The organism is Mycobacterium hubeiense (assembly GCF_002838065.1).
Classification (GTDB): domain Bacteria; phylum Actinomycetota; class Actinomycetes; order Mycobacteriales; family Mycobacteriaceae; genus Mycobacterium; species Mycobacterium hubeiense.
In genome coordinates, this window is record NZ_PIZU01000001.1 from 91,682 (window position 1) to 107,178 (window position 15,497).

A 15,497-nucleotide genomic window follows, 5' to 3' on the forward strand; every position below is an offset into this window, starting at 1 on the left:
GTACGACAAGTCGACCGCGCGTTTTGGTCAGCGCCTCTGGAAAACCTCGCTACCTGCGAAGACGCTGCCACCAGCGGCGTCGAGGAGCTTGAGTATCCTGCGGCGACTCGGGCTCGACGACGTCCTCCGACGGTTTTGAAACGTCGGCAGAGATCTCGTCGGCTACCGTTGCGGCCTCGTCAGCGCCCTCAGCCGCGACTTGGTGCGCCTCCGAAGCCGCTTCCTGAACCGCCGTGGCCTCCTCGCCCTCAACGGGGCCAAGTCCCTCGACTGGTTCGTCCGACGCCGCGCCGGCCTGTTCGGTTTCTGACTCGTCGACCGGTTCCTCGTCCGTGGCCTCAACAGGCTCGGGTACAGCCTCCCCACCCGCTGCTTCCGGCTCCGACTCCTCAGCTTCTTCACCGCTGACTTCGGGCTGCAGCTCTGACTCGTCGGCTTCTTCAGCGGCCACCTCATCCGCCACTGCGGTGGCCTCCTCGGCGCCCTCAACCGCGACTTCGTGAGCCTCCAAAGCCGCTTCCTGGGCCTCAGCGGCCTCCTCACCCTCGACAGGGCCAAGTCCCTCTTCCGGGCGCGGTTCGGTAGCTTCGTCCGATTCCATCGCTTCCGGTGCGGCGGCTTCTGCATCGACGTCCTCTGGCATCTCGGCAGACTCAGCCTCGACGCCGGCCGGTTCCTCCTCGCCGACCTCGGCTTCTACCGCCTCCGCTGCGGCCGGTTCCTCCTCGCCGACCTCGGCTTCAGCCTCGGCCTCAGCGGGCTCCATTGCCTCGGCCTCATCCGGCTCCATCGCTTCGGCCTCGACCTCGTCGCCCACCTCGACGGCCTCTGGTTCAGCTGGCTCTTCCTCCTCGACGGCCGCTTCGGGTTCCTCGGCTTCTGCCTCAGCCTCCGTCGAATCCGGCTCCATCGCCTCGGCATCGACCTCATCACCGACGGCTTCGGCATCCTCGTCCTCCGCCTCGCCGGCAACCTTTGCCGCCGCCACCACGCCGGTCCCCGCGGCCACCGCGGCCAGCTCCTTGGCAACCTCGTCGACCGGCGACTCTTCGAGCTCCTCGACCTCAGTGGGCTTGCCCCGCAGCGAGTCCGGATCCTCGCGGCCCTTCGGCGCGGCCATGATGTACACCACCGCGCCGACAAACACGAACGTCGCCGTGAACGAATTGATCCGGATCCCCGCGATGTGAGTCGCCACATCACTGCGCATCAGCTCGATCCAGAACCGGCCCACGCAATACCCGGCGACATACAACGCGAACAGCCGCCCATGCCCAATCTTGAACCGGCGGTCCACCCAGATGAGCACCGCGAAAACCAAGACATTCCACAGCAGTTCGTACAGGAAGGTCGGGTGCACGACTTCGATCAGCTGGCCCGTCGACACGCCATTGAGGTTGTCGAGCGCACCGCTCGCATCCCGGCGCTCATAGATCTCCAGGCCCCACGGCAGCGTCGTCGGCCGGCCGTACAGCTCTTGATTGAAGTAGTTGCCCAACCGGCCGATCGCTTGTGCCAACACGATTCCCGGTGCAATGGCATCACCGAACGCCGGCAACGGAATGCCCCGACGGCGACACGCAATCCACGCCCCGACACCACCGAGCGCCACCGCTCCCCAGATGCCCAGGCCGCCATCCCAAATCCGGAACGCCGCCCCCAGGCCCGCGCCGCCCTCACCGAAGTAGGTCTGCCAGTCGGTGATGACGTGGTAAAGCCGGCCACCGATCAGGCCGAACGGCACCGCCCACAACGCAATGTCGTAGATGACGCCGCGTTCACCGCCCCTGGCTTCCCAGCGGCGATCGCCGATCACCAGCGCCACGATGATGCCCGCAATGATGAACAGCGCGTACGCCCGCAGCGGGAAGGAACCGAGATACCAAACGCCCTGCGGCGGGCTGGGAATGGAGGCCAGGACAGTGGTCGTCACGCGCTGACTCCCGAAACCCGCTGCCGGACACCGTCAGCAAGCTCTTCGGTCAATGCTCGCACCGCGGGAATACCATCCTTCAGCGCCGAAACCAAGGCCGAACCGACGATCACACCGTCAGCGTAAGCACCGATCTCGGTCGCCTGCTCGCGCGAGCGCACACCCAATCCGACACCGACCGGAATGTCTGACACCGCGCGGACCCGCTGAACAAGTTCCGGTGCCGCCACCGACACCGCATCGCGGGCGCCCGTAACACCCATCGTCGATGCCGCGTAGACGAATCCGCGCGACGCCTCGACCGTCGCCGCCAACCGCTCCGGCGTGGACGACGGCGCGACCAGGAAGATCCGATCCAACTCGTGGGCATCCGACACCGCCAGCCACTCTTCGGCCTCATCAGGAATCAAGTCCGGCGTGATCATGCCCAATCCCCCGGCCGAGGCCAGGTCGCGCGCAAAAGCGTCGACGCCCCAATGCAATACCGGATTCCAATACGTCATCACGACGGCACGGCCGCCGGCCTTGCTGATCGCCTCGACCGCGGCCAGCGTGTCGCGCACCCGCACGCCGCCGCGCAGCGCCGCCTCGGTGGCCGCGGCGATCGTCGGGCCGTCCATTCCCGGATCGGAGTACGGGATGCCGACTTCCACGATGTCGCAGCCGGATTCGACCAACGCCGTCATCGCCGAGATCGACGTCGGCACATCCGGGAACCCTGTCGGCAGATAGCCGATCAACGCCGAACGGCCCTCCGCGCGGCACGCGTCGAACAGGCTCGCCAACCGGCTCATGAGGCACCGTCCAACAGGCCGAACCACTTTGCGGCCGTCTCGACGTCCTTGTCGCCCCGCCCGGACATGTTCACGACGATGATCGCGCCGGAGCCCAGCTCCTGCCCCAGCTGCAGTGCACCGGCCACCGCATGGGCGGACTCGATCGCCGGGATGATGCCCTCGGTACGGCACAACAATGCGAACGCGTCCATCGCCTCGGTATCGGTGATGGGCCGGTATTCGGCACGACCCACATCCTTGAGGAACGCGTGCTCCGGCCCGACCCCTGGATAGTCCAGACCCGCTGAGATGGAATGGGATTCGATGGTCTGGCCGTCGTCGTCCTGCAACAGATACGAGAACGAGCCCTGGAACGCACCCGGCGATCCGCCCGTGAAAGTGGCGGCGTGCCTGCCGGTTTCGACGCCGTCGCCCGCTGCCTCGTAACCGACCAGCCGGACGCCGGGATCGTCGATGAAGGCGTGGAAGATGCCGATCGCATTGGAACCGCCTCCGACACACGCGGTCACCGCGTCGGGCAGCCGACCCGCCTGGGCTTGGATCTGAGCACGCGTCTCCAGACCGATGACCCGTTGAAAATCGCGCACCATCATCGGGAACGGATGCGGGCCCGCGGCAGTTCCAAAGCAGTAATACGTGCGGTCGGCGTTGGTCACCCAGTCACGGAACGCCTCGTTGATGGCGTCCTTCAGCGTCTTCGAACCCGCCTCGACCGAAACCACTTCCGCGCCCAGCAGTCGCATCCGAGCGACGTTCAATGCCTGCCGGGCGGTGTCGACGGCGCCCATGTACACAACACATTCCAGACCCAACAAAGCACATGCGGTCGCGGTGGCCACACCGTGCTGGCCCGCTCCGGTCTCGGCGATCACGCGGGTCTTGCCCATCTGCCGGGCCAGCAAGGCCTGACCGAGCACATTGTTGATCTTGTGAGATCCGGTGTGGTTGAGGTCTTCTCGCTTCAGGAAGAAGCGGGCGCCGCCGGCGTGCTCGGACAACCGCGCAGCTTCGTAGAGCGGCGACGGGCGCCCACTGTAGTGCCGCTGCAAGCGATCCAACTCGTCGAGGAATGCCTGGTCGCCACGGGCCTTTTCGTAGGCGACGGTGACCTCTTCAATGACAGCCATCAACGCTTCGGGAACGAATCGTCCGCCGTAGACACCGAAGTGGCCGCGGGCATCCGGATCGTGGCTGGTCGGCTCGGCGACTGCCGCGCTTGAACGCGGCAACTGTGGGCCGGTGAGGTCAGCCACTTCTCAACGGGAGGGCTTGGGGCAGGACGGATGCGTGCCTGCGGTGACCAAATCGGCAACGGCGCTGCGGGGATCGCCGCTCGTGACCAGCCCTTCGCCGACCAGCACCGCATCGGCGCCGGCACCGGCGTAGGCAAGCAGATCGGCGGTGCCGCGCACACCGGACTCCGCGATCCTGATGACGTTGCTCGGCAGCCCGGGGGCGATGCGCGCGAAGCAATCCCGATCGACTTCCAGTGTCTTGAGATCGCGTGCGTTGACACCGATCACGCTCGCGCCGGCCTGCAGCGCGCGGTCCGCTTCTTCTTCGGTGTGGACTTCGACCAACGCCGTCATACCGAGGGATTCGGTGCGCTCGAGCATCGACACCAGCACCGGCTGCTCCAACGCGGCCACAATCAGCAGCAGCATGTCGGCGCCGTGTGCCCGGGCTTCATGGATCTGATACGGCCGGATAATAAAGTCCTTGCGCAGCACCGGGATTGACACTGCGGCGCGTACCGCGTCGAGATCGTCGAGCGAGCCGTTGAACCGGCGCTGCTCGGTCAGCACGCTGATGATGCGTGCGCCGCCATCTTCATACGCGCGGGCCAGCTTCGCGGGGTCGGAGATCGACGCCAACTCGCCGCGTGAGGGGCTGGCGCGCTTGACTTCCGCGATCACGCCGATGCCCGGTTCGCGTAAGGCCGCCATCACGTCCAACGGTGGCGGTGCGTCCTTGGCCCGCTGCTTGATTTCGGCCAGGCTGACGACGGCCTCGCGAGCGGCAACGTCGGCGCGGACTCCTTCGATGATGGAGTCGAGCACGGTTGCCGAACTCATACCCGTCGATTCCCTTTCTGTGACGCGAAATGACCTCCATCGAAGGGTAGCCGCCACCGCAGCACCATCTGTCACCGACCCTTGGTGTCAGGATTGGTCGGGTCCGTGGTCGGATCCGAACCCTCGTCGAGCGCGTCCCAGATCATCCGCTCCGACATCGAATCGCCGGATGATTCCTGTTGTGCGGCGGCCCGTCGCGCCGCGGGCGCCACATACTTGCCCGCACCCGTGCGGGCCTTCGCCGCCGACCGTATGAGCAACACCGCGCCGACGAGCGCGCACGCCGCTGCCGCCACGGTGAGCACCGCGCCCCCGTAATGGCGTTGGGTGCCGGTCAGGTCGGCGACCGGGACCAGCGCCAAGTCCGCAGCACGCGGCGCGACGTCGCGGATCACCCACAGGCTGACGCCCAGATAGGCCATGCCCGCGCTGGCCGCCGCCACCAGCACCGCGAGCAGCCGCAGCGGCCAGCCCCGCACTGCCAGCGTCGCGACCGCGGCGGCCAACAGCAACACCGCCAGCGGTAGCAGCGCCGTCGACCAGGATCCGCCGCGCAGCGCCGTGGTCTTGGGCTGCCCCAGCCCGTCGAACGACGCCACCTCCACCCACGTCAACCGTGAGGCCACCCACAGCGCCAGCGCCGCAAGCACCAGCAGGAGCTGCGCGCCGCGGATCACGGCTCCACCAGCGTTTCCGCGGCGGCCACGGCGTTGAGCACCGCGCGGGCCTTGTTCGCCGCCTCGGTGTACTCGTACGGCCCGTTGGAGTCGGCCACCACTCCCCCGCCGGCCTGCACATACGCGGTGCCGTCGCGCATCAACGCGGTACGGATGGCGATCGCGAAGTCGGCGTTGCCGGCGAAGTCCAGATAGCCGAGCACCCCGCCGTACAGACCGCGACGGGTCTTCTCGACCTCCTCGATCAACTCCATCGCCCGCACTTTGGGCGCCCCCGACAGCGTGCCCGCCGGGAAGCAGGCCGTCACCGCGTCCAGCGCGGTTTTCCCGGGTGCCAGCCGCCCCGTGACCGTCGACACCAGGTGCATCACGTGGCTGTAGCGCTCGATGTGGCTGTAGTCCTCGACGCGCACCGTGCCCGGCTCGCAGACCCGGCCCAGGTCGTTGCGGCCCAGATCCACCAGCATCAGGTGCTCGGCGCGCTCCTTCTCGTCCTCGGCCAACTCCTTTTCGAGCAGCAGATCTTCTTCCTCGGTTTGCCCACGCCACCGCGTCCCGGCGATGGGATGAGTGGTGGCCCGCCCGTCCTTGACCGTGACCAGAGCCTCGGGGCTGGAGCCGACGATCGAAAAGTCCAGTCCGCCAGCATCATTGGGCACGTTGAGCAGATACATGTACGGGCTGGGGTTGGTGACGCGCAGCATCCGGTACACGTCGAGCGGGTCGGCGTCGGTGTCCATCTCGAACCGCTGCGACGGCACCACCTGGAAGGCTTCCCCTGCCTCGATGTCGCCGACCAGCTTCTCGACGATCGCGGTGTACTCCTCGAGCGTGCGTTGCGCACGGTGCAGCGGCTCGGGCCTGCTGAAGGTGGCCACCGTGGAATGCAGCGGCTGGCCGAGCGCCTCGGTCATCACGTCGAGGCGCTTCACCGCGTCCTCGTAGGCCCAGTCGACGCGGTCGTCGGTGCCGTTCCAGTTCACCGCGTTGGCGATCAGCGTGATCGTGCCCTCGTGGTGGTCCACCGCGGCGATGTCGGTGGCCAGCAGCAGCAGCATGTCGGGCAGCCCGAGATCGTCGACCGTCAGCGACGGCAGCCGCTCCAGGCGTCGCACCATGTCGTAGGCGAAGAACCCGACCAGACCGCTGGAGAGCGGCGGTAATCCGGGCAGTGGCTCGGTTTTGAGCAGGTCCAGCGTCGCCCGCAGCGCCGCCAGTGGATCCCCGCCGCTCGGTGCGTCTCGGGGGGTGACGCCCAGCCACGCCGCCTCGCCGTCGCGCACCGTCAACGCGGACGGCGCACCGGCGCCGATGAACGACCATCGCGACCACGACCGGCCGTTCTCGGCCGATTCCAGCAAGAACGTGCCGGGACGGTTGGCGGCCAGCTTGCGGTACGCCGACAGCGGTGTCTCGCTGTCAGCGAGCACCTTGCGAATCACCGGTACTACCCGGTGCTCGGCGGCCAGCGCACGGAAGTCCTCGTGAGAGGTCGTGACGCCGAGGTTGGCGGTCGCTTGCACGGCTCAATCCTCCCAGACCCTCCGGCGTAGCCTGGACACCCGTGACACCTATAAGACGCAGCGACCGGGTGGCCGAGTTCGAACTGCCGGATCAGACCGGGACGATGCGAAGCCTGTCGAGCTTGCTCGCCGACGGTCCGTTGGTGCTGTTCTTCTATCCGGCGGCGCTGACGCCCGGCTGCACCAAAGAGGCCTGCCATTTCCGCGATCTGGCGTCTGAGTTCGCCGCGGTTGGCGCATCGCGCGTCGGCATCAGCACCGACCCCGTCGACAAACAGGCCAAGTTCGCCGACATCCAGCGGTTCGACTTCCCGTTGCTGTCCGACGCCGACGGCAAGGTGGCCAGCCAGTTCGGGGTGAAGCGGGGGCTGCTCGGCAAGCTCATGCCCGTCAAGCGGACGACCTTCGTCATCGACACGGACCGCACGGTGCTCGAGGTGATCTCCAGCGAGTTGAGCATGGAAACCCACGCCGACAAGGCACTGGAGGTGCTGCGGCAGCGCCAGTCGGCCTAACCCTGCGTGAGGTGCTGCTCGAACCACGCGGCGGCGAGTGCCGCCACCCGCTCGAGCGCGCCCGGCTCCTCGAACAGATGGGTGGCGCCCGGGATCACCACGAACTGATTGTGCGCCGAGAGTTGCTCGATGGCGGCTTCGTTGGCTTCGATGATGCGCGGATCTCGTCCGCCGACGATGAGCAGCGTGGGTGCCTCGACGTCGTGCAGCGCGTCTCCGGCCAGATCGGGGCGACCGCCGCGAGAGACGACGGCCCGTACCGAGGGGTCGCCGGCGGCGGCGATCAGCGCGGCCGCGGCGCCGGTGCTGGCGCCGAACAGTCCGACGGGCAGGCCCGCGACGGCGTCGTGCTCGCGCATGCGATCGAGCGCTGAGAGCATGCGATCGGCGAGCAAGCCGACGTCGAAGCGGAATTCACGGGTGCGCAGATCCTGCTGTTCCTCGCTTTTGGTGAGCAGGTCCAGCAACAGCGTGGCGAAGCCGCGGTCCCTCAGCACATGTGCGACGAGGCGGTTGCGCGGGCTGAAGCGGGAACTTCCGGTGCCGTGTGCGAAGACGACGAGCCCGCGTGCGTTCGGCGGGACCTCCAGGTCGCCGAGCAATTCGACGCCGCCCGACCCGACAGCCACCGGCAGGGCCATATCTCCAGGTTACGACGGGGACAGCGGCGCTAGAGTGCTGACGCGTGACCGCGGTGCTGCAATTGGCGGACGTGACGTTTCGCCGCGACGGTAAACAGATCATCGACGGTATTTCGCTGACCGTGCAGCAGGGCGAGCACTGGGCGCTGCTCGGCCCGAACGGCGCGGGCAAGAGCACGCTGCTCGGCTTCTGCGCCGCAGTCACCTTCCCCACCTCTGGCACCGTGCACGTGCTCGGCGAGCAGATGGGCCGCACCGAGCTGGCCCGCCTGCGCCGCTCGATCGGTTACGTGAACCCGCGTCACCCGTTGCAGTATCCGCTCACGGTGCGTGAGGTGGTGCTCACCGGGATCACCGCCACCATCGACATCCCGATGCGGTGGGCGCCGACGGCCGACGAGGCCGCGCGGGCCGACGCGATGATCGCGACGGTCGGACTGTCCCGCAAGGCCGACGACGTCTGGCCCACACTGTCGCAGGGTGAACGCGGCCGCACTCTCATTGCGCGAGCGTTGATTTCGGATCCGCAGTTGCTGCTACTCGACGAGCCCACCACCGGATTGGACGTCGCCGCGCGCGAGCAGCTGCTGGAGACCATGGATTCGCTTGACGAAACGCACCCCGAGGTGGCCTCGATCCTGGTCACCCATCATCTCGAGGAGCTGCCGACCACCACGACGCATGCGCTGCTGATCGCCGAGGGCCGCACGGTCGCCAGCGGTGTTGCAGTGCAAACGATTACAACCGAGAACGTCAGCGCCGCGTTCGATCATCCCGTGGAAGTCGGCTATCACCACGGCCGCTGGACGGCCCGCGCCAAGGCCGGCACCGCGAGACTGTAGTTACCGGGGTCGTTACTCGCGCTTTCGCACGGCAACGACAGTCTCGCGGCTAATCCTCGGGCGCAAGCAGCACATCGGCGTCGAAGCACGTGTGATCGCCGGTGTGGCAGGCCGCGCCGACCTGATCCACTTCGAGCAGCACGGTGTCGCCGTCGCAGTCCAGCCGCACCGAATGCACGTACTGGGTGTGCCCGGACGTCTCACCTTTGACCCAGTGCTGCTGGCGCGACCGCGAATAGTACGTGGCCCTGCGGGTTTCCAGGGTGCGGGCCAACGCGATGTCGTCCATCCAGGCCACCATCAGCACCTGCCCGGTGCTGCGTTCCTGCGCGACCGCGGTGACCAGGCCGTTGGCGTCGCGTTTGAGCCGCGACGCGATGCCTGCGTCCAACGTCATCGTTGCCCTCGGCTCTTCGCGCAAGCGCTCATCGCACCACAATCCCTTCTGCCGCCATGGCCGCCTTCACCTGGCCAATGGTCAATTCGCGGAAGTGAAACACGCTGGCGGCCAACACGGCATCGGCACCTGCATGAACCGCCGGCGCGAAGTGTTCCACCGCGCCGGCTCCCCCACTCGCGATCACCGGCACGGATACCGCGCCACGCACCGCCTTGATCATCGGCAGGTCGAAGCCGGCCTTGGTGCCGTCGAAGTCCACCGAGTTGAGCAGGATCTCGCCCACGCCGAGTTCGGCTCCGCGGGTGGCCCATTCGATCGCGTCGATGCCGGTGCCGCGGCGGCCGCCGTGGGTCGTCACCTCCCAGCCTGACGGCGTGGGCTCCGACCCCTGTGGGACGGTGCGGGCGTCGACCGACAACACGATGCACTGCGACCCGAACTGTCGGGCCAGCTCGGCCAATAGCTCCGGGCGCGCGATCGCGGCGGTGTTGACCGAAACCTTGTCGGCCCCAGCTCGCAGCAGCGCGTCGACGTCTTCGACCGAGCGCACCCCGCCGCCGACGGTCAATGGGATGAACACCTGCTCGGCCGTGCGTTTGACGACCTCCAACATGGTGGCGCGACCCGATGACGACGCCGTCACGTCCAGGAACGTCAACTCGTCGGCCCCCTCGGCGTCGTAAACGGCGGCGAGTTCGACGGGATCGCCTGCATCCCGCAGGTTTTCGAAGTTGACGCCCTTGACCACTCGTCCGTCGTCGACGTCGAGGCAGGGAATGACACGAACCGCAAGGTCTTTGGGATCCATCAGAAGCTCTCCGGGTCGCCGACCGATTGCACAATGTCGAGAATCTCACTGTGCACGCCGGGCAGTCCGACGATCGCCGAGGGTGAGTTCACCGTCCAGTCGTTGCCCGCGAGATCGGTGACGACGCCTCCGGCCGCCTTCACCAGGGCGACGCCGGCGGCGTGATCCCACACCTTGCCGCTGAAACTGATTGCACCCCCGAGGATCCCGGCGGCCGTGTAGGCGAGGTCGATGCCCGTCGCGCCGTGCATCCGCATCCGCGAGCACTTGCGGCTCAGGTTCTCGATGACCGCCAGCCGGTACCGGCCCGGTACCCGACCGCGCGAGTCGACGTTGAAGGTACCGACCCCGACGATCGAATCGGCCAACCTCGCCGGCGTCAAAGACAGTTGTTCGACGCCGTTGCTGCGCAAAGGTTTACCAACGACGGCGGTGAACCGCTCGCCGGTGAACGGTACCCACGTCAACCCTGCGACCGGTTCGCCGTGGCGCAACAAGCCGAGCAGAATCGCGGCCATCGGCGAGCCCGCCGCATAGTTGAACGTGCCGTCGATCGGGTCGAGCACCCACACCAGCGGCGAATCGACATCCGCGCCGCCGAATTCCTCACCGTGCACCTCGATGCCCGTGGCGGCCACCAGCGCGTCGACCACTTGTCGCTCAATGGCCAGGTCGACTTCGGTCGCGAAGTCGTTGCCTTTCTTCTGCACTGCGGAGTCGGCCCGGTGCCCGGCGATGAACGGCTTGGCCGCGGCATCGAGGATTGCGACGGCTTCGGCGACCAGAGCGTCGACGTCAGCCGTCTCGAGCGCCATTTACTGCCTCACCGCGTCCAGCGCCTGCGGCAGCGTGAACCGTCCTGCGTACAGCGCCTTTCCGACGATTGCGCCTTCGATGCCGCGGTCGGTCAGTGTGGCGATGGCCCGCAGATCGTCGAGGCTGGACACGCCGCCGGAGGCGATCACCGGCGCATCGGTGCGTTCGGCGACGCTCACCAGCAGGTCGAGATTGGGGCCCTTGAGCGTGCCGTCCTTGGTGACGTCGGTCACCACGAACCGCGAACAGCCTTCGCCGTCAAGGCGTTCCAGCACCGGCCACAGATCGCCGCCGTCGGTCTCCCAACCGCGGCCGCGCAGTCGGTACTGCCCGTCGACGATCTTCACGTCCAGACCGACCGCCACTTTCTCGCCGTGCTCGGCGATCATCCGCGCACACCACTGCGGGTTCTCCAGCGCCGCGGTGCCGAGGTTGACCCGGGCGCAGCCGGTGGCCAGCGCGGCGTTCAATGAATCGTCGTCGCGGATTCCGCCGGAGAGCTCGACCGCGACGTCGAGTGTGCCGACGACCTCGGCGAGCAGTTCGCGGTTGGAGCCTCGACCGAACGCGGCGTCCAGGTCGACGAGGTGGATCCACTCGGCGCCGTCGCGCTGCCACCCCAGCGCGGCGTCCAGCGCCGAGCCGTATTCGGTTTCACTGCCGGCCTGGCCCTGCACCAGGCGCACGGCGCGGCCGTCGACCACGTCGACGGCGGGAAGCAGGATTAGTGACACGCCGCTCAACCTAGAGCCCCTCAACCCAATTGCCCAAAAGCGTGGCGCCGGCATCCCCGCTCTTCTCGGGGTGGAACTGGGTGGCCGCCAGTGGCCCGTCCTCGACGGCGGCCAGGAACGGCACCGAGTGCGTGGCCCAGGTGAGCAGCGCCTCGGGATTGCCCTCCCACTGCTGGGCGGCATACGAGTGCACGAAGTAGAACCGGGTGCCGGGGTCCAAGCCCTTGAACAACCGGCTTCCTGCGGCGGCGTCGACGACGTTCCAGCCCATGTGCGGGATCACCGGCGCGTCGAGACGGACCACGGCGCCCGGCCACTGCCCGCAACCCTGCGACTCCACGCCGAATTCGACGCCGCGGGCGAACAGGATCTGCATCCCGACGCAGACGCCCAACACCGGCCGGCCCGCAGAGACCCGCTCCGCGATGATCTTCTCGCCACCGATGGCGCGCAGGCCCGTCATGCACGCCTCGAATGCGCCGACACCGGGCACCACCAAGCCGTCTGCCTCCAAGGCTTTTTCGGCGTCGGCGGTCACCTCGACATCGGCACCGACCCGCTGCAGCGCCCGCTGCGCCGAGCGAAGATTGCCGGAACCGTAATCCAGTACGACGACTTTCTTTGTCACAGAGTGCCTTTGGTGGAGGGCACGCCGGTGACGCGCGGGTCGAACTCGACGGCCTGGCGCAACGCGCGGGCCACCGCTTTGTACTGCGCCTCGGTGATGTGATGCGGGTCGCGCCCGTAGAGCGTGCGCACGTGCAGAGCGATGCGGGCGTTGGACGCCAGCGATTCGAACACGTGCCGGTTGATCACGGTGTGGTATGGCACCTCGCTGCCGGCAATCGTGGTGTGCAGCATGTGGTCCGGCTCACCGGTGTGCACGCAGTACGGCCGTCCGGACACGTCGACGGCGGCGTGCGCAAGCGCCTCGTCCATCGGGATCCAGGCGTCGCCGAAGCGGCGGATGCCCTTCTTGTCGCCGAGCGCCTCGCGCAGCGCCTGGCCCAGCACGATCGCAGTGTCCTCGATGGTGTGGTGCCCTTCGATTTCGACGTCGCCCTTGGCGCGCACGGTCAGATCGAAGCTGGCGTGGCTGCCCAGCGAGGTGAGCATGTGGTCGTAGAACGGCACACCGGTGTCGATGTCGACGATGCCGGTGCCGTCGAGGTCGAGCTCGACGACGATGTCCGACTCTTTGGTCTTGCGTTCGACTTTCGCGCGGCGGGTCACTGTGCTCCTAGGGACTGGGCGAGTTCGGTACGGGCCAGCGCAGTACTGGCGGCCAGCAGCGCGTCGTTTTCGTCGACGAGGCCGATGGTGGCGCGCAGGTATCCGGGGATGCCGACATCGCGGATGAGGATGCCGGCGTCGAGGTAGTGCTGCCAGGTGGCCGGTGCGTCGGCGAATTCACCGAACAGCACGAAGTTGGCGTCACTGGGAATCACCCGAAAGCCCATGCCGCTCAATGCTTCTGTGACGCGTTCACGCTCGGCGATGAGGGTGGCGACGCTGGCAAGCGTGTCGTCGGCGTGGCGCAGCGCGGCGCGGGCGGCCGCCTGGGTGATCGATGACAGGTGATAGGGTAACCGCACCAGCAGCATGGCGTCGATCACTGCGGGCGCCGCGATCAGATATCCGAGGCGCCCACCCGCGAAGGCGAAGGCCTTGCTCATGGTTCGGGTCACGACGAGCCTGGTCGGGTACTCGTCGACCAACGCGATGGCACTGGGCTGCGACGAGAATTCGCCGTAGGCCTCGTCAAGGATCAGGATGCCGCTGCTCATGGCGTCGAGCAGCCGGCGCAGCTCGTGGTGCGAAACGCTTTGCCCCGACGGGTTGTTGGGGCTGGCGACGAACACGATGTCGGGGGTGTGTTCCTTGATCGCCGCCACCGCGACGTCGGTGTCGAGGCTGAAATCGTCGGCGCGGACCGCCTGCAGCCATTCGGTCTGAGTGCCGTCGGAGATGATCGGGTGCATCGAGTACGACGGCACGAAGCCGATCGCGCTGCGGCCCGGCCCGCCGAACGCCTGCAGCAGCTGCTGCAGGATCTCGTTGGAACCATTGGCGGCCCACAGGTTTTCGACCGTCACCGCCACGCCGGTCTGCAGCGCGAGGTATGCGGCCAGATCGGTGCGCAGCGCCACCGCATCGCGGTCGGGGTAGCGGTGCAGATCGACGGCGGCCTCGGCCACCGACCGGGTGAGGTCGTCCACCAGCGCCTTGCTCGGCGGGTGCGGGTTCTCGTTGGTGTTCAACCGCACCGGGACCTGCAGTTGCGGAGCACCGTAGGGCGACTTGCCGCGCAAGTCATCGCGCAACGGCAAGTCCGCCAACGTGATACGGCTACCGGGCGCGCTCACCGCTCGAACCTCCGCCGCACCGCCTCGCCGTGGGCAGGCAGGTTCTCGGCCTCGGCCAGCGTGATGACGTAGCCGGACACATCCTTCAAGGCGGCCTCGTCGTAGTCGACGACGTGAATGCCGCGCAAAAAGGTCTGCACGGACAGCCCGCTGGAGTGTCGGGCGCAGCCGGCGGTGGGCAGCACGTGGTTCGATCCGGCGCAGTAGTCGCCGAGGCTGACCGGCGCGTACGGGCCGACGAAAATGGCGCCGGCCGAACGGATCCGGCGGGCCACCTGGCGCGCGTCGACGGTCTGGATCTCCAGGTGTTCGGCGGCGTACGCGTTGACGACGCGAATGGCCGCATCCAGATCGTCGACGAGCACGATCGCCGACTGCTTACCCGTCAACGCCGCGGTGACGCGTTCGCGGTGCACGGTGGTCTCGAGCTGGTTGGCCAGTTCGCGCTCGGTGGCCTCGGCGAGGTCGGCACTGGGTGTGACGAGCACACTGGCCGCCATTTCGTCGTGTTCGGCCTGGCTGATGAGATCCGCGGCGACGTGCGACGGATCGGCGGTGTGGTCGGCCAGGATGGCGATCTCCGTCGGGCCGGCTTCGGCGTCGATCCCGATTTGCGAGCGGCAGATGCGCTTGGCGGCAGTGACGTAGATGTTGCCCGGGCCGGTCACCATGTCGACGGGCGCGAGTTCGGCGCCGTCGGTGTCGGTGCCCCCGTACGCCAGCAGCGCCACCGCCTGCGCGCCGCCGACAGCCCACACCTCGTCGACACCCAGGAGGTCGGCCGCGGCCAGGATGGTCGGATGCGGCAGGCCGCCGAACTCGGCCTGCGGTGGGCTGGTGATCACCAACGAGTCCACGCCCGCGGTCTGCGCCGGGACGACATTCATCACGACGCTGGACGGATAGACGGCGTTACCGCCCGGCACATACAGGCCGACCCGCTCGACCGGCACCCAGCGTTCGGTGACCGTCGCGCCGGGTCCCAGCGTCGTCGTGGTGTCGGTGCGGCGCTGGTCGGCGTGCACGGCGCGGGCGCGGTCGATCGCCACCTGCAGGGCCGCGCGCACATCGACGTCGAGCTCTGCCAACGCACGCTCCAGCGCGTCGGCAGGCACCCGGACGGTTGCGGGCCGTACCCCGTCGAACTTCTCGCCGTACTCCAGGGCCGCCGCCGCGCCGCGTTCGGCGACGTCGTCGACGATCGGACGCACCTTGGGCACCACCGCATCGACGTCGACGCCACCGCGCGGGAGGGCGGCGCGCAATTGGGCGGCGGTCAGCGTGGCGCCGCGCAGATCGATGCGGGCCATCGCCGGAGATGCATTCACGCTGACCATTGTCCCAGAGCAGCACAAATCACTTCCGTCAGC

At 67.8% G+C, this 15,497-nt stretch carries 17 protein-coding genes; 2 read left to right on the plus strand and 15 right to left on the minus strand.

Annotation, left to right across the window (positions count from 1 at the left end; all coding sequences use genetic code 11):
* Window positions 1–49 precede the first annotated feature (49 nt).
* From lgt to CWS39_RS00400, 6 genes are all read right to left on the minus strand, one after another.
* A complete protein-coding gene (gene lgt, locus CWS39_RS00375) occupies window positions 50–1,933 on the minus strand; it encodes a prolipoprotein diacylglyceryl transferase (RefSeq protein WP_102140923.1) in 1,884 nt (627 codons plus the stop codon).
* The gene (gene trpA, locus CWS39_RS00380) at window positions 1,930–2,727 is read right to left on the minus strand and encodes a tryptophan synthase subunit alpha (RefSeq protein WP_102140924.1); all 798 of its coding nucleotides are present in this window, start codon (window positions 2,725–2,727) and stop codon (window positions 1,930–1,932) included. Before trpA ends, lgt begins: the two co-directional genes overlap by 4 nt.
* On the minus strand, window positions 2,724–3,983 hold the full coding sequence (gene trpB / locus CWS39_RS00385; protein ID WP_102140925.1) for a tryptophan synthase subunit beta: 1,260 nt from the start codon (window positions 3,981–3,983) through the stop codon (window positions 2,724–2,726). Before trpB ends, trpA begins: the two co-directional genes overlap by 4 nt.
* A gap of 3 nt (window positions 3,984–3,986) precedes the next feature.
* Window positions 3,987–4,805 carry an indole-3-glycerol phosphate synthase TrpC gene (trpC, locus tag CWS39_RS00390; RefSeq protein WP_102140926.1) on the minus strand — a complete coding sequence of 273 codons (819 nt, stop codon included), beginning with the start codon at window positions 4,803–4,805 and terminating at the stop codon, window positions 3,987–3,989.
* Between the two features lie 71 nt (window positions 4,806–4,876).
* A complete protein-coding gene (locus tag CWS39_RS00395) occupies window positions 4,877–5,482 on the minus strand; it encodes a TIGR02234 family membrane protein (protein WP_102140927.1) in 606 nt (201 codons plus the stop codon).
* The gene (locus CWS39_RS00400) at window positions 5,479–7,005 is read right to left on the minus strand and encodes an anthranilate synthase component I (RefSeq protein ID WP_102140928.1); all 1,527 of its coding nucleotides are present in this window, start codon (window positions 7,003–7,005) and stop codon (window positions 5,479–5,481) included. The genes CWS39_RS00395 and CWS39_RS00400 overlap by 4 nt, the downstream gene beginning before the upstream one ends.
* Window positions 7,006–7,055: 50 nt before the next feature.
* Between CWS39_RS00400 and CWS39_RS00405 the strand changes: the two genes are divergently transcribed.
* A complete protein-coding gene (locus CWS39_RS00405) occupies window positions 7,056–7,520 on the plus strand; it encodes a peroxiredoxin (protein ID WP_102141155.1) in 465 nt (154 codons plus the stop codon).
* Here CWS39_RS00405 and CWS39_RS00410 read toward each other — a convergent pair.
* A complete protein-coding gene (locus tag CWS39_RS00410; RefSeq protein ID WP_102140929.1) occupies window positions 7,517–8,161 on the minus strand; it encodes a dienelactone hydrolase family protein in 645 nt (214 codons plus the stop codon). The genes CWS39_RS00405 and CWS39_RS00410 overlap by 4 nt on opposite strands.
* 44 nt (window positions 8,162–8,205) lie before the next feature.
* Between CWS39_RS00410 and CWS39_RS00415 the strand changes: the two genes are divergently transcribed.
* Window positions 8,206–9,003 carry an ABC transporter ATP-binding protein gene (locus CWS39_RS00415; protein WP_102140930.1) on the plus strand — a complete coding sequence of 266 codons (798 nt, stop codon included), beginning with the start codon at window positions 8,206–8,208 and terminating at the stop codon, window positions 9,001–9,003.
* A gap of 49 nt (window positions 9,004–9,052) precedes the next feature.
* Here the strand turns inward: CWS39_RS00415 and hisI are convergent, their stop codons facing one another.
* The 8 genes from hisI to hisD are packed head-to-tail and all read right to left on the minus strand — an operon-like array spanning window position 9,053 to window position 15,437.
* Complete coding sequence (gene hisI, locus CWS39_RS00420) at window positions 9,053–9,400, minus strand: phosphoribosyl-AMP cyclohydrolase (protein ID WP_102140931.1); 348 nt, start codon at window positions 9,398–9,400, stop codon at window positions 9,053–9,055.
* Between the two features lie 28 nt (window positions 9,401–9,428).
* Window positions 9,429–10,211, minus strand: coding sequence for an imidazole glycerol phosphate synthase subunit HisF (gene hisF, locus CWS39_RS00425; protein WP_102140932.1), 783 nt, complete (start codon window positions 10,209–10,211; stop codon window positions 9,429–9,431).
* Window positions 10,211–11,026 carry an inositol monophosphatase family protein gene (locus CWS39_RS00430; RefSeq protein ID WP_102140933.1) on the minus strand — a complete coding sequence of 272 codons (816 nt, stop codon included), beginning with the start codon at window positions 11,024–11,026 and terminating at the stop codon, window positions 10,211–10,213. The genes hisF and CWS39_RS00430 overlap by 1 nt, the downstream gene beginning before the upstream one ends.
* A complete protein-coding gene (priA, locus tag CWS39_RS00435; protein WP_102141156.1) occupies window positions 11,027–11,761 on the minus strand; it encodes a bifunctional 1-(5-phosphoribosyl)-5-((5-phosphoribosylamino)methylideneamino)imidazole-4-carboxamide isomerase/phosphoribosylanthranilate isomerase PriA in 735 nt (244 codons plus the stop codon).
* Window positions 11,762–11,771: 10 nt separating this feature from the next.
* On the minus strand, window positions 11,772–12,389 hold the full coding sequence (hisH, locus tag CWS39_RS00440) for an imidazole glycerol phosphate synthase subunit HisH (RefSeq protein WP_102140934.1): 618 nt from the start codon (window positions 12,387–12,389) through the stop codon (window positions 11,772–11,774).
* Complete coding sequence (hisB, locus tag CWS39_RS00445) at window positions 12,386–12,994, minus strand: imidazoleglycerol-phosphate dehydratase HisB (protein ID WP_102140935.1); 609 nt, start codon at window positions 12,992–12,994, stop codon at window positions 12,386–12,388. The genes hisH and hisB overlap by 4 nt, the downstream gene beginning before the upstream one ends.
* Entirely contained in the window at window positions 12,991–14,127 is a 1,137-nt protein-coding gene (locus CWS39_RS00450) for a histidinol-phosphate transaminase (RefSeq protein WP_102140936.1), read from the minus strand. The genes hisB and CWS39_RS00450 overlap by 4 nt, the downstream gene beginning before the upstream one ends.
* A complete protein-coding gene (gene hisD / locus CWS39_RS00455) occupies window positions 14,124–15,437 on the minus strand; it encodes a histidinol dehydrogenase (RefSeq protein ID WP_199177909.1) in 1,314 nt (437 codons plus the stop codon). Before hisD ends, CWS39_RS00450 begins: the two co-directional genes overlap by 4 nt.
* Between the last annotated feature and the right edge of the window lie 60 nt (window positions 15,438–15,497).

Coding starts and splice junctions, on each gene's coding strand:
- trpA (WP_102140924.1), bottom strand. CDS start 2,727: ATGAGCCGGTTGGCGAGCCTGTTCGACGCGTGCCGCGCGGAGGGCCGT.
- trpC (WP_102140926.1), bottom strand. CDS start 4,805: ATGAGTTCGGCAACCGTGCTCGACTCCATCATCGAAGGAGTCCGCGCC.
- CWS39_RS00410 (WP_102140929.1), bottom strand. CDS start 8,161: ATGGCCCTGCCGGTGGCTGTCGGGTCGGGCGGCGTCGAATTGCTCGGC.
- hisI (WP_102140931.1), bottom strand. CDS start 9,400: ATGACGTTGGACGCAGGCATCGCGTCGCGGCTCAAACGCGACGCCAAC.
- hisF (WP_102140932.1), bottom strand. CDS start 10,211: ATGGATCCCAAAGACCTTGCGGTTCGTGTCATTCCCTGCCTCGACGTC.
- CWS39_RS00430 (WP_102140933.1), bottom strand. CDS start 11,026: ATGGCGCTCGAGACGGCTGACGTCGACGCTCTGGTCGCCGAAGCCGTC.
- hisD (WP_199177909.1), bottom strand. CDS start 15,437: ATGGCCCGCATCGATCTGCGCGGCGCCACGCTGACCGCCGCCCAATTG.